We start from the raw sequence: 12475 nt of genomic DNA, 5'->3' as shown, positions 1-12475 counted from the left end.
GTGGGGCGCGGAGCGCAGTCGTTGGCGAGGGTGGCCGTGATCGTGAGAGCCGGCGCCGCGCCGTTGTGGTGGCCGGGGCTGCTGGCGGCGGCCGTCGGGGCGTTCGTCCCGGGGCTCACCGGCCGGCGGATCGGACTGCTGGCGGGGGCCGCGCTGTTCCTGTTGACCCTGGCCGTCGTGGCGTTCACGCGCACCGGGCGGTACGCGGAGCTCGCGAAGGGCGCCACGCGGGCCGGGCGGAGCGACTTCCTCCAGGACCGGGACGTGACCGTACGGAACCGGCGGCGTGGCTGCCGCTGGTGGGCGGCCGGTGCGTTCGTGGTGGCGGTCGCGAGCGCGTACGTGCTGCCCGGGGCGGGCGGGCTCGTGATGGCCGGGACCGGGGCCGGGCTCTGGCTGAAGGCCGTACGGATCGGGCAACGGGAGCGGCGGGACGACGTCCTGTACTGGGTGCGCACCGACTGGGTGGAGCGCGGACGGCCCACGGGCAGGCGCGTGAAGGCCTACCGGACGACCGGACCCGTGGCGGGGGACGCCGCGCCCGGTGGGGCGCGGCGTCGCCGCCGGTGAGAGCCGGGTCAGACCTCCAGCTCCGCCTCGATCTTCCGCAGCTGGTGGCGCGCCATCGCGAGGTTGGCCCGGCCGCCGTCCAGCACGAGGTAGAGGAAGAGGCCGTTGCTGCCACGGGTCTTGAGCAGCCGGATCAGGTGGTACTGGGTGCCGAGGGTGATCAGGATGTCCTCGATCTCGTCCTTGATGCCCAGGTGCTCCATCGTCCGGAGCTTCGCCCGGACCACGTCGGTGTTGCCGGCCGCGGCGACCTCCAGGTTGAAGTCCTTGCCACCGCCCAGGGTGCCCAGGGCCATGCCGCTGGTGTAGTCGACGAGTGCGACACCGAGGGTCCCCTCGATCGACGCCATCGCATCCTTCAGTGACGCTTCGGTGTTGGCCATAGTGCTCGTTTCCTTTCCCTGGCCGGCCCGGTGGCCGGTCCGTTGCTTGGTGGTGCGCTGTCCATCCGTGGCGCGCGCGTGACGGGCCGCGGCGGGTGTCACGGGGAGTCCGGTGTGACGGGGCGGCGGGGCAGGGCCCGCGACTGCTGCGGCCGTGGAGGCGGCACGGGGCGGCCGGGCCGTTCCTGGGAGGCGTCGACCAGTTCGCCGATGCGCGCCCCGGCGCGGCGGCCCTCCAGGTGGAGACGGCCGACGTTGATGCGGTCCTCGGCCAGCAGGGTGAGGACGGCGGAGGAGCCCGCGGCGTAGGTGGCGATGTAGCCGCTCTCGCCACGGATCAGGAGTTCGCGGAAGCCGCCGCGTCCGGTGGCGTCGGTCATCCGGATCGAGACGCCGAGCGCGGCGGCGGTCAGCGCGGCGACGCCCTCGGCCTCGATGCCAGGGGTGTCCTGGGCCAGGATCAGACCGTCCGTACTGGCGGCCAGCGCGCCGGTCAGGAGGGGCACCCGGGCGCGTAACCGCTGGAGCTCGTCGAGGACGTCCTGCACCTCTGCCTCGGGCACCATCAGCTGTCTCCTCCCGGCACGCTGTCTGCGCGCGCGTATCACAAGGCCTCCAATGCGTCTCTGAGCCGGCGCAACAGGGCGACGTCGGGGTCGTTCGTGACCTCGGGCAGCGTGATGCGGCCGGGCCCGGACGCCGGTGCGGAGCCCTCTGCGGCGGGGCGGACCGCTTCGACCAGTCCGGCGGCCGCGAGCCGGCGCAGGTCGACCAGGATGTGGAAGGCGGAACGGCCCAGCTCCTGGGCGATGTCCGAGGCCGTGCGCTCGCCGTTCACCAGGGCGAGGACACGGCGCTGGCGTGGCGGGACCGGGGCGTCCACGGGATGGGCCGTGGGGGAGAGCGGCGCGCTGTCGGTGAGCGCGTCCGGCCAGATCCGGTCCAGGAGTTCCCGGCGCCGGAGCGTCTCGCGCTGCACGGCGTGCACGGGCACGGGGCGGACGGGGCCGATCCAGTGGGAGACGCCGTAGCGGAAGCGGGCGGGCGTGTGCGTGGGGGCCAGGGCGAAGAACGCCGCGTCGTACAGGGCGCCCAGATGGCAGAGCTCCAGCGCGCCGCCGGGGACCTTGCCGCTGTCCACGAGGTAGCGGCCGACCCGCTGTCCGGCACCCGCCTGGGCGACCGCGTCCCACCAGCCCTCGGAGCGCAGGGCCCCGCCCGTGGTGAGCAGGACGTCGATACCGGGGGTCGCGGGGCTCTCCGCGTGGACGACCTGACCGTCGGCGAGGTAGAGGGTGCCGCGGTCGCGCATCAGCGCGCCGGTGGCGCGCTCCGCCTCGAGCCGCTGCAGCATCGGGGAGGGCGCGGCCCGTTCGGCTGCGCCGGGCCGGACGGTGGCGGTGGGTCTCATGCCAGGACCAGCCGCTCCGCTATCTCGCCGAGCCTTATGCGCGCCAGGGCGAGGTTGCCCTCCGCGCGGTCCAGCCAGAGGTGGAGGAAGACGCTGCTGTCGAAGGCCGTCTCGACGAAACGGAGGATGTGGTAGCCGGGGGCGGTGGTGACGATGACGTCCTCGACGGCGGGGGCGGGCGGCCCCGGTAAGCCGGTGGGCGCCTCCGGCTGGGCGAATACCGGCTGTTCGGCGGCCATCCTCGCCACCTCGGCCGTCTCGGCGGCCGTTGCCTCGTGGTCGCCGTTGGGCGACTCGCCGATGGTGCCGAGCGCGAGACCGCTCGTCCAGTCGACCACCGCGGCACCCCGGGCACCGGGCAGCCTCATGACTTCGATCAGGCACTCGTCGATCCCGGGCAACGCGAACTCCCTCCCGACGTGGCGTACGGATGTAATGGAGAGGCTACGCAACGTGTGTGCGGCTGGTGGGAGTTCTGGCATTTTCCACGGGTACATGCGGCGGGCCGTGTAATGGACGCGGGACAGCCGGCCGGAATGTGTCCGGCCGGCTGTCGTTCCGTGGCGGATCCGGTCTCTCTCCGTCCGTCGTCAGGCCTTCTCGCGGGCCGACATCACCGCCTTGTTGACCGCCCAGAGACCGATTCCGATCAGGAGGAGGATCCCGGCCCGGATGTAGACGTCGGCGGCCCTGTCGGCCAACGGGCTTGCCAGGATCAGGGAGGTGATCGCCCCCAGTACGGGCAGCACCGTCGGCGTACGGAAGTGGCGGTGGTCCACGCGGTCCTTGCGCAGGACCAGCACGGAGATGTTGACGACGGCGAAGACGCAGAGGAGCAGGAAGGACGTGGTGTCGCCGAGGCCCTCGATCTCGCCGGTGGAGACGAGTCCGACGGCGAGCACGGTCACGAAGAGGATGCCGACCCAGGGGGTGCGGCGCTTGGCGAGAACCTTGCCCATCGCGGGGGGCAGGATGCGTTCGTTGGCCATGCCGTAGCAGAGCCGTGAGGCCATCATGATGTTGATCAGTGCCGAGTTGGTGACCGCGAACAGGGCGATGAGCGCGAAGAGTTTGGGCGGGAAGGCGACGCCGCCCGCCTTCACCACTTCGAGGAGCGGGCCGCTGGACCCCTCCAGCGTGCGGGAGTCGACGAGCAGGGACGAGATCAGGGCGACCAGGACGTAGATGGTGCCGGTCACCGCGACGCCGATGAAGATGGCACGCGGGAAGTTCCGGGCCGGGTTCTGGGTCTCCTCGGCCATGTTCACCGAGTCCTCGAAGCCGACGAAGGCGAAGAAGCCGAGTGCGGTCGCGCCGAGGACACCGGTGATCAGGGCGTATCCCGTGCCGCCCGTCTCCAGGTCGGTGAGCCGGGAGGGTTCGCCGTCGCCGGCGAACACGGCGTAGGCGCCGATCGCGAGAATCACCACGAGCCCGCTGAGCTCGACGAGCGTCAGGACGACGTTCGCCTTCACCGACTCGGCGACGCCCCGCAGATTGATCGCCGCGAGGGCGAGGATGAAGAGGATCGCGATGAGCGTGGGCGGCAGGGCGTCGGTGAACTCACCGAGGTAGTCACCGCTGAAGGCGCGTGCCGCGGCGCTGGCGGAGGACAGGCCCGAGCACATGACCATGAAGGCGACGATGAAGGTCAGGAAAGGGACCTTGAACGCCTTCTGGGTGTAGAGCGCGGCACCGGCGGCCTTGGGGTACTTGCCGACGAGCTCGACGTACGAGGCCGCCGTGAGCAGCGCGACCACGAAACCGATCAGGAACGGCAGCCAGAGCGCCCCGCCGACCTTGCCCGCCACCTTGCCGGTGGTGGCGTAGATGCCGGTGCCGAGGATGTCGCCGATGACGAACAGGATGAGGAGCTTGGGGCCGATGGCCCGCTTGAGGGCGGGCTCGCCGGCTGATGTCGTGGGCTGCGATGCGGGCACGGAGCCTCCCCGGGAGAGTGATGAATTCAGGCTTGCCCGGCGGAGGCGGGGGTCTCACCTGTTGACTAGGAGTATTCAGACGGCCAGGATGTGAATAAGAGAGTCACATTCGCGAGGAGGCATCGCCATGTCAGGACCCCGCCCCGTACGGGCACCGCGCGGTACGGAACTGAGCGCCCTGGGATGGCAGCAGGAAGCCGCCCTCCGCATGCTGCAGAACAACCTCGACCCCGAGGTCGCCGAACACCCCGACAAGCTCGTCGTCTACGGCGGCACGGGCAAGGCGGCCCGCGACTGGCGGTCCTTCGACGCCATGGTCCGTACGCTGCGGACGCTCAAGCAGGACGAGACGATGCTCGTCCAGTCCGGGCGGCCGGTCGGTGTCATGCAGACCCACGAATGGGCGCCGCGCGTCCTGATCGCCAACTCCAACCTGGTCGGCGACTGGGCCAACTGGGAGGAGTTCCGCCGTCTGGAGGCCCTCGGGCTCACCATGTACGGGCAGATGACCGCCGGGTCCTGGATCTACATCGGGACGCAGGGCATCCTCCAGGGCACCTACGAGACGTTCGCGGCGGTCGCCGCGAAGAAGTTCGGCGGCACCCTGGCCGGCACGATCACCCTCACCGCCGGTCTCGGCGGCATGGGCGGCGCCCAGCCCCTCGCGGTGACGATGAACGACGGCGTCGCCATCTGTATCGACGTCGACCCGCGCGCCATCGAGCGCCGCATCGAGCACAAGTACCTGGACGTGAGGGCCGACTCCCTGGAGCACGCCCTCCAGCTGGCGGTGGAGGCACGCGACGCCCGTCGTCCGCTCTCCATCGGCCTGCTCGGAAACGCGGCGGAGCTCCTTCCGCGCATGCTCGCCGAGGGCGCCCCCATCGACATCGTGACCGACCAGACCTCGGCCCACGACCCGCTCGCGTACCTCCCCGTCGGCGTCGACCTCGACGACATGGCCTCGTACGCGGCGAAGGACCCGGCGGGCTTCACCACCCGCGCGCGTGACTCGATGGCCAAGCACGTCGAGGCCATGGTGGGCTTCATGGACGCGGGCGCGGAGGTCTTCGACTACGGCAACTCGATCCGGGGCGAGGCCCAGCTCGCCGGTTACACGCGCGCGTTCGACTTCCCCGGCTTCGTGCCCGCCTACATCCGGCCGCTCTTCTGCGAGGGCAAGGGCCCCTTCCGATGGGCCGCACTCTCGGGCGAGGCCTCGGACATCCACAAGACCGACAAGGCGCTCCTGGACCTCTTCCCGGAGAACGAGTCGCTGCACCGCTGGATCCGGATGGCCGGGGAGCGGGTCCACTTCCAGGGCCTGCCCGCGCGCATCTGCTGGCTCGGCCAGGGCGAGCGCGACAAGGCGGGCGACATGTTCAACGACATGGTCGGCAACGGCACCCTCGCCGCCCCGCTCGCGATCGGCCGCGACCACCTGGACTGCGGTTCGGTGGCATCCCCGTACCGCGAGACGGAAGCCATGCTCGACGGCTCCGACGCGATCGCCGACTGGCCGCTCCTGAACGCCATGGTGAACGTCGCCTCCGGCGCCTCCTGGGTCTCCATCCACCACGGCGGCGGCGTCGGCATGGGCCGCTCCCTCCACGCGGGCCAGGTCTCGGTCGCCGACGGCACGAAGCTGGCCGGCGAGAAGATCCGCCGCGTCCTCACCAACGACCCCGGCATGGGCGTCATCCGGCACGTGGACGCGGGCTACGACATCGCGGAGACGGTGGCGGACGAGCGCGGCGTGCGCATCCCGATGCGGGAGGAAGGCACCGCGTGAGCGACACCTTCCACGCCATGTGGCGCTCGCTGCTGCCCATCGGCCGCAGCGACGCCTCCGGCGGATACCGCCGCTACGCCTGGACCGGCGCGGACGCCGAGTGCCGCCTGTGGTTCCAGGCGCAGGCCGAGGCGCGCGGCCTCGACCACGAGATCGACCGCAACGGCAACCAGTGGGCCTGGCTCGGCGATCCGCTCGCCGGGGACGCCGTCGTCACCGGGTCCCACCTCGACTCCGTGCCCGACGGAGGCGCGTTCGACGGCCCCCTCGGTGTGGTGTCCTCCTTCGCCGCCCTGGACGAACTCCGCCGCAGGGGAGCGGTGTTCACCAGGCCCTTCGCCATCACCAACTTCGGTGACGAGGAGGGGGCCCGCTTCGGGCTGGCCTGCGTCGGCTCCCGGCTCGCCGCCGGACAGCTGACCGTCGAGCACGCGCACCGGCTCCGTGACGGGGACGGCGTCTCGCTCCCGCAGGCCATGGAGGCCGCGGGCCACGACCCCGACGCCATCGGGCCCGACCCCGAACGGCTCGCCCGGATCGGTGCGTTCGTGGAGCTCCACGTGGAGCAGGGGCGCGCCCTGGACCTGAGCGGGGACCCGGTCGGGATCGCCTCGGCCATCTGGCCGCACGGCCGCTGGCGGTTCGACTTCCGGGGCGAGGCCAACCACGCCGGCACGACACGCCTCGCCGACCGGCGCGACCCGATGCTCACGTACGCCGAGACCGTGCTCGCGGCCCGGCGCGAGGCCGAGCTCGCCGGAGGTCTCGCGACCTTCGGCAAGATCGCCGTCGAGCCGAACGGGGTCAACGCGATCCCCTCCCTCGTGCGGGGCTGGCTCGACTCGCGCGCCGCCGACCAGGCCACTCTCGACGCCGTCGTGAACGGCGTCGAGCGGGCCGCGCGGGAGCACGCCGAGCGGGCCGGGATCGATCTCGACGTCGTACGCGAGTCGTTCACGCCGGTGGTGGACTTCCAGCACGCGCTCCGGGACGAGATCGGCCGGGTGCTGGAGAAGCGCGGCCCGGACGGCGGCGGCCGCACCGTCCCCGTGCTCGGTACGGGGGCGGGACACGACGCGGGTATTTTGTCCGCTTCCGTGCCGACCGCCATGCTGTTCGTAAGGAACCCCACCGGGATCTCGCACTCACCTGCCGAGCACGCCGCCGAGGACGACTGCGTGGCCGGGGTGAGGGCACTCGCCGACGTACTGGAAGGTCTCGCGTGCAGCTGACAACGCAACCGACGGGCACACCGGTCACCGCGACGTACTGGATGTCGCACGCCTGGCTCTCCACCCATGTCGAGCCGGGCGTCCTCCTGGACGTCGCCGACGGGCGCGTCGCCGGCGTCCGGACGGGCATCGACACACCACCGCCCGGCGCCGTCGTGCTCGACGGGCTGACCGTCCCGGGACTGGCCAACACCCACTCGCACGCCTTCCACCGCGCGCTGCGCTCCACCGTCCAGGTGGGGTCCGGCACCTTCTGGACCTGGCGCGAGCTGATGTACCGCACGGCCTCGCGCCTCACCCCGGACACCTACTACGACCTGGCCCGTGCCACGTACGCCGAGATGGCGCTGGCCGGGATCACCGCCGTGGGTGAATTCCACTATGTGCACCACACGCCCGGAGGCACGCCCTACGACAATCCGAACGCCATGGGCGAGGCGCTCATCGCGGCGGCGGCCGAAGCCGGAATCCGCATCACCCTGCTCGACACCGCCTATCTGGCCGCCGGCTTCGGGGAGAAGCCGAGCCGGCACCAGCTGCGCTTCTCCGACACCACCGCCGACGCCTGGGCCGAGCGTGCCTCCCTCCTCAAGGGTGACGACGACCTGGTGGTGATCGGCGCCGCGATCCACTCCGTGCGCGCCGTCCCGGCCGGGCAGCTGTCCACCGTCGCGCAGTGGGCGCAGGAGCGGGCGGCCCCGCTCCACGTCCACCTCTCCGAGCAGACCGCGGAGAACGACGCCTGCCTCGCCGCCCATCGCCGCACCCCCACCCGGCTCCTCGCCGACCACGGGGTCCTCGGTCCGCACACCACCGGCATCCACAACACGCACCTCACGGCCGAGGACATCGAGCTGCTGGGCTCCTCCCGGACGGGCACCTGCATGTGCCCCACGACCGAACGCGACCTCGCCGACGGCATCGGCCCGGCCACCGCCCTCCAGGGCGCGGGCTCCCCCCTCTCGCTGGGCAGTGACAGCCACGCCGTGATCGACCTCTTCGAGGAGGCACGGGCGATGGAGCTCAACGAACGCCTGCGCACCCATGTCCGGGGCCACTGGACGGCGGCAGCGCTGCTCAGGGCGGCTTCCGCCGAGGGCCACGCCGCGCTCGGCCGCCCGGACGCGGGGGTGCTCGAACCGGGCGCGCCCGCCGACCTCGCCACCGTGGCGCTGGACTCCGTCAGGACAGCGGGGCCGGTGCCCCGGCTGGCAGCCGAAGCAGCCGTATTCGCCGCGACCGCCGCCGATGTGCGGCACACCGTGGTGGCGGGCCGGCACATCGTCCGGGACGGCCGGCACACACGGATCGACGACGTGCCCGGAGCGCTCGCCTCGGCCGTCGCCGCCCTGTACGCCTGAGAGCCCGGCCGAGCCCCGCACCGTTAACCCGGGCCCGAACCGGGCCCGAGCCGAAAGAGAGCTGTGCCCGGATGACGACCACCCCGACGACCGCCATCACCCACATCGCGAATCTGGTCACCAACGACCCCTCCCTCGGTGACGGAACCCCCCTGGGCCTGATCCGGGACGCGGCCGTCGTCATCGACGGCGACCGCATCGTCTGGACCGGTGAATCCAGCAAAGCACCCGCCACCGACAACGCCGTCGACGCGGGCGGCCGCGCCGTGATCCCCGGCTTCGTCGACTCCCACTCCCACCTGGTGTTCGCCGGCGACCGCACCGCCGAGTTCAACGCCCGTATGTCCGGCCGCCCCTACTCCGCGGGCGGCATCCGCACCACCGTGGCCGCCACCCGCGCCGCCACCGACGAGGAGCTCTCGGACAACGTCGCGCGCTACCTCGCGGAGGCGCTCCGGCAGGGCACCACCACCTTCGAGACCAAGTCCGGCTACGGCCTCACCGTCGAGGACGAGGCACGTGCCCTGCGCATCGCCGCCCGTCACACCGACGAGGTCACCTTCCTCGGCGCCCACATCGTGTCCCCCGACTACGCCGACGACCCCGACGGTTACGTCGGCCTCGTCACCGGCCCGATGCTGGACGCCTGCGCTCCGTACGCCCGTTGGATCGACGTCTTCTGCGAGCGTGGTGCCTTCGACGAGGACCAGGCGCGCACGATCCTCACCGCGGGGAAGGCCAGGGGCCTCCACCCCCGCGTCCACGCCAACCAGCTCGGCCACGGCCCCGGGGTCCGGCTCGCCGTCGAACTGGACGCGGCGTCCGCCGACCACTGCACCCACCTCGACGACGCCGACCTCGACGCGCTCGGCCAGGGCTCCACCGTCGCCACCCTGCTCCCCGGCGCCGAGTTCTCCACCCGCGCGGCCTGGCCCGACGCCCGCCGCATCCTCGGGGCGGGCGCCACGGTCGCCCTGTCCACGGACTGCAACCCGGGCTCCTCGTTCACCTCCTCCATGCCGTTCTGCATCGCCCTCGCCGTACGGGACATGGGCATGACCCCCGACGAAGCGGTCTGGTCCGCCACCGCCGGAGGCGCCGCCGCCCTGCGCCGCACCGACATCGGCCGCATCACCCCCGGCGCCCGCGCAGACCTCGTGATGCTGGACGCGCCGAGCCATGTCCACCTGGCCTACCGGCCGGGAGTCCCCCTGGTGGCGGCGGTGTGGCGGGGCGGCGAGAGGGCGGTGTGACACCCCAGGGGTGGCACAGGCGATTGTCCGCGGTCAGCAGGACCGCTCTCCCCACGAGCCATGTGTTCCCCCCCCCAGAACCCTGCCGAACGTGGCCCAGTCCGTGGCACTTCGTCAACAATGCGGAAGGACCCGCCCGTCGGCCGGGGCAGGTCCTTCCGCAATGACGTACCGGTGGTGCGGGTGACGTCGGGTCACTCCTCCACGGTCAGGCCCTTCCTGAGCTTGACCAGGGTCCGGGAGAGGAGCCGGGACACGTGCATCTGCGAGATGCCGAGCTCCTCGCCGATCTCCGACTGCGTCATGTTGGAGACGAACCGCATGGAGAGGATCGTGCGGTCGCGCAGCGGGAGCGAGGCGATGAGCGGCTTGAGGGACTCGACGTACTCGATGCCCTCCAGGCCGTGGTCCTCGTAGCCGAGGCGGTCCGCGAGTGCGCCCTCGTTGCCGTCGGCCTGGTCGTCGGGCTTGGCGTCCAGCGAGCTCGCGGTGTACGCGTTGCTCGCGGCCATGCCCTCGACGACCTCGTCCCTGCCGATGCCGAGGCGGTCGGCGAGTTCGGCGACCGTGGGCGAGCGGTCCAGCTTCTGGGCCAGCTCGTCGCCCGCCTTGGCGAGGTCCAGCCGCAGCTCCTGCAGCCGGCGCGGGACGCGCACGGACCAGCTGGTGTCACGGAAGAAGCGCTTGATCTCACCGACGATGGTGGGCATCGCGAACGTCGGGAATTCGACGCCCCTGCTGAGCTCGAAGCGGTCGATCGCCTTGATCAGGCCGATGGTGCCGACCTGGACGATGTCCTCCATGGGCTCGCTGCGGGTGCGGAACCGGGCGGCGGCGAACTTGACCAGGGCCAAGTTGAGTTCCACGAGGGTGTTGCGTACGTACGCGTACTCGTGGGTGCCCTCCTCGAGGGCTTCGAGCCGCGCGAAGAGCGTCTTGGAGAGGGCCCTGGCATCCAGGGCGCCGACCTCGGCGTAGGGCGGGATCTCGGGAAGCCCCTCGAGACCCTCGAACTCCTCGCCCGGAAGGTGGTCCTCGGCGGTCGGATCGGTGGTGGTGCTGATGCTGGTCCGCGGGCCGGGTACGGCGCTCGCGACAGCGGAGTCGGAATCGGTCGGTCCCTGAGGACATGCCGACGTCGCGATGTGGGTACGCGATACGTCGAGCCGGGGTGACATGGTTCTCCTCCATCGTTCTCGGCATATGGCTGCCGATGCCCATACGTCTTCCTGCGGTGAAGCGGCGCCTCCGAAGCCGATCGAAATTACTGGTGCAGATGTCTCCTCTACCCTTACCCGTTTCCAGCCACGAGTTACAAGCGCCAAATCAGCCTGTATGTCCGGTTTGTTGAGTTCTTCGACTACCGTGTGGCGAGGGAAACGCGTAATGTTTCACGCACGTCGGCGGCAGCCACGACGAAGCCGCGTACACAGGGACGTGGGTAGTGACGGACGGCGAAGAGGGACAGTCAATGGACCGCGGGACGGTCGGCAGTGCGAACCGGGGGCGACTGAGTGTCGAGGTCCGGACCGAGGGGCGGAGCGAGGTCGTGACGCCGGTGGGTGAGCTCGATCACCACACCGCCGATCTGCTTCGGGAACCCTTGGAGAGCGCGGTCACGCAAGGGCGTACGCGCCTGGTGGTCGACTGCTCCGGGCTCGACTTCTGTGACTCCACCGGGCTCAACGTGCTGCTCGGTGCGCGCCTGAAGGCCGAGGCGGCCGGAGGAGGGGTCCACCTTGCCGGAATGCAGCCCGTAGTGGCTCGCGTCTTCGAGATCACGGGGGCTGAGGCGGTCTTCACCGTCCACGCCTCGCTCGAAGACGCTCTGAGCAGCTGACAGCGGCGCCGCCGATGTCAGTCCCCGGCCTCGGGAGCCCCGCCTGTCGCGCCAGTCACGCTCACGGCGTAGGCGAAAAGGGTGTTGTCACCATCCGGCCGGGCAGGAGACACCTCGGCGGGGTCGTGAACCCGCACACTCTGTATCTGATCAGTTCTGTTCGATGGCAACACGGTGAATCGGTGAGGTGAAGCGCTGATGAGCACCACCCGGCAGCATCCGCCGGGCGGCCTGGGCCGCGAGCCGGACGGCACGGGCACCGCCTCTGCCGTACCCGCTGACCGGCAATGGCGCACGCTCTCGCTGAGACAGGCCACCGGCATCGTGCCGATGGCCCGCGACTTCGCCCGGCAGGCTCTCCACGACTGGGGCTGGCTGCCCGCGTCGGGGGCCGACCGCCGGGCGGCGGCCGAAGACGTCCTCCTGGTCGTCTCCGAGCTCGTCACGAACGCCTGCCTGCACGCGGGCGGTCCCGAGGAGCTCCGCATCGCCTGCTCGCCCAAGATGCTCCGGGTCGAGGTCGTCGACACCGGGGCCGGGCAGCCGGCGCCGCGCACCCCGCACCGGGCAGGGCGGCCCGGCGGGCACGGCATGTTCATCGTGCAGCGGCTCTGCATGGACTGGGGCGTGACGCGTACGCCGGAGCAGCCCGGCAAGACCGTCTGGGCGGAGCTCGCCGCTCCGGCCTAGCCG

General features: G+C 71.5%; 13 protein-coding genes. 7 read left to right on the top strand and 6 right to left on the bottom strand.

Annotated elements, in window-relative coordinates; translation table 11 throughout:
* The first annotated feature begins 30 nt into the window (after window positions 1–30).
* Window positions 31–570 carry a hypothetical protein gene (locus tag OG379_RS16085; RefSeq protein WP_405668527.1) on the top strand — a complete coding sequence of 180 codons (540 nt, stop codon included), beginning with the start codon at window positions 31–33 and terminating at the stop codon, window positions 568–570.
* A gap of 8 nt (window positions 571–578) precedes the next feature.
* Here the strand turns inward: OG379_RS16085 and OG379_RS16080 are convergent, their stop codons facing one another.
* The 5 genes from OG379_RS16080 to OG379_RS16060 form a co-directional block, all read right to left on the bottom strand.
* On the bottom strand, window positions 579–953 hold the full coding sequence (locus OG379_RS16080) for a hypothetical protein (RefSeq protein WP_104786472.1): 375 nt from the start codon (window positions 951–953) through the stop codon (window positions 579–581).
* Window positions 954–1051: 98 nt separating this feature from the next.
* Window positions 1052–1519, bottom strand: coding sequence for a roadblock/LC7 domain-containing protein (locus OG379_RS16075; RefSeq protein WP_405663326.1), 468 nt, complete (start codon window positions 1517–1519; stop codon window positions 1052–1054).
* 38 nt (window positions 1520–1557) lie between these two features.
* Entirely contained in the window at window positions 1558–2364 is an 807-nt protein-coding gene (locus OG379_RS16070) for a winged helix-turn-helix domain-containing protein (protein WP_405663324.1), read from the bottom strand.
* Window positions 2361–2765, bottom strand: a complete 405-nt coding sequence (locus tag OG379_RS16065; RefSeq protein WP_405663322.1) for a hypothetical protein — start codon at window positions 2763–2765, stop codon at window positions 2361–2363. The genes OG379_RS16070 and OG379_RS16065 overlap by 4 nt, the downstream gene beginning before the upstream one ends.
* 189 nt (window positions 2766–2954) lie before the next feature.
* Window positions 2955–4304, bottom strand: a complete 1350-nt coding sequence (locus OG379_RS16060; protein ID WP_405663319.1) for an APC family permease — start codon at window positions 4302–4304, stop codon at window positions 2955–2957.
* A gap of 127 nt (window positions 4305–4431) precedes the next feature.
* Between OG379_RS16060 and hutU the strand changes: the two genes are divergently transcribed.
* The 4 genes from hutU to hutI all read left to right on the top strand — a co-directional run bounded on the left by hutU (window position 4432) and on the right by hutI (window position 9942).
* Window positions 4432–6096 (top strand): urocanate hydratase, encoded by a 1665-nt coding sequence (gene hutU / locus OG379_RS16055; protein WP_405663316.1) that lies wholly within the window; start codon window positions 4432–4434, stop codon window positions 6094–6096.
* Between the two features lie 17 nt (window positions 6097–6113).
* On the top strand, window positions 6114–7328 hold the full coding sequence (locus OG379_RS16050) for an allantoate amidohydrolase (RefSeq protein ID WP_405668525.1): 1215 nt from the start codon (window positions 6114–6116) through the stop codon (window positions 7326–7328).
* On the top strand, window positions 7319–8689 hold the full coding sequence (locus OG379_RS16045) for a formimidoylglutamate deiminase (RefSeq protein WP_405663314.1): 1371 nt from the start codon (window positions 7319–7321) through the stop codon (window positions 8687–8689). Before OG379_RS16050 ends, OG379_RS16045 begins: the two co-directional genes overlap by 10 nt.
* Before the next feature lie 71 nt (window positions 8690–8760).
* The gene (gene hutI, locus OG379_RS16040) at window positions 8761–9942 is read left to right on the top strand and encodes an imidazolonepropionase (RefSeq protein WP_405663312.1); all 1182 of its coding nucleotides are present in this window, start codon (window positions 8761–8763) and stop codon (window positions 9940–9942) included.
* A gap of 194 nt (window positions 9943–10136) precedes the next feature.
* Here the strand turns inward: hutI and OG379_RS16035 are convergent, their stop codons facing one another.
* The gene (locus OG379_RS16035; RefSeq protein ID WP_405663310.1) at window positions 10137–11120 is read right to left on the bottom strand and encodes an RNA polymerase sigma factor SigF; all 984 of its coding nucleotides are present in this window, start codon (window positions 11118–11120) and stop codon (window positions 10137–10139) included.
* Between the two features lie 293 nt (window positions 11121–11413).
* Between OG379_RS16035 and OG379_RS16030 the strand changes: the two genes are divergently transcribed.
* Both OG379_RS16030 and OG379_RS16025 read left to right on the top strand, forming a co-directional pair.
* Window positions 11414–11782 carry an STAS domain-containing protein gene (locus OG379_RS16030; RefSeq protein WP_393766675.1) on the top strand — a complete coding sequence of 123 codons (369 nt, stop codon included), beginning with the start codon at window positions 11414–11416 and terminating at the stop codon, window positions 11780–11782.
* Between the two features lie 198 nt (window positions 11783–11980).
* Complete coding sequence (locus OG379_RS16025) at window positions 11981–12472, top strand: ATP-binding protein (RefSeq protein ID WP_405663308.1); 492 nt, start codon at window positions 11981–11983, stop codon at window positions 12470–12472.
* Window positions 12473–12475: the final 3 nt, after the last annotated feature.

Source organism: Streptomyces sp. NBC_01166 (genome assembly GCF_045039765.1).
Lineage (GTDB): Bacteria > Actinomycetota > Actinomycetes > Streptomycetales > Streptomycetaceae > Streptomyces.
Note: the sequence above shows the minus strand (reverse complement) of the source record. Positions and strands in the feature narration are given on the sequence as shown.

What these genes read in the sequence shown, in the direction of transcription:
- OG379_RS16080 (WP_104786472.1), bottom strand. Translation starts at nt 953, where the DNA reads ATGGCCAACACCGAAGCGTCACTGAAGGATGCGATGGCGTCGATCGAG.
- OG379_RS16030 (WP_393766675.1), top strand. Translation starts at nt 11,414, where the DNA reads ATGGACCGCGGGACGGTCGGCAGTGCGAACCGGGGGCGACTGAGTGTC.
- OG379_RS16025 (WP_405663308.1), top strand. Translation starts at nt 11,981, where the DNA reads ATGAGCACCACCCGGCAGCATCCGCCGGGCGGCCTGGGCCGCGAGCCG.
- OG379_RS16070 (WP_405663324.1), bottom strand. Translation starts at nt 2,364, where the DNA reads ATGAGACCCACCGCCACCGTCCGGCCCGGCGCAGCCGAACGGGCCGCG.
- hutU (WP_405663316.1), top strand. Translation starts at nt 4,432, where the DNA reads ATGTCAGGACCCCGCCCCGTACGGGCACCGCGCGGTACGGAACTGAGC.
- OG379_RS16050 (WP_405668525.1), top strand. Translation starts at nt 6,114, where the DNA reads ATGTGGCGCTCGCTGCTGCCCATCGGCCGCAGCGACGCCTCCGGCGGA.
- OG379_RS16075 (WP_405663326.1), bottom strand. Translation starts at nt 1,519, where the DNA reads ATGGTGCCCGAGGCAGAGGTGCAGGACGTCCTCGACGAGCTCCAGCGG.
- hutI (WP_405663312.1), top strand. Translation starts at nt 8,761, where the DNA reads ATGACGACCACCCCGACGACCGCCATCACCCACATCGCGAATCTGGTC.
- OG379_RS16035 (WP_405663310.1), bottom strand. Translation starts at nt 11,120, where the DNA reads ATGTCACCCCGGCTCGACGTATCGCGTACCCACATCGCGACGTCGGCA.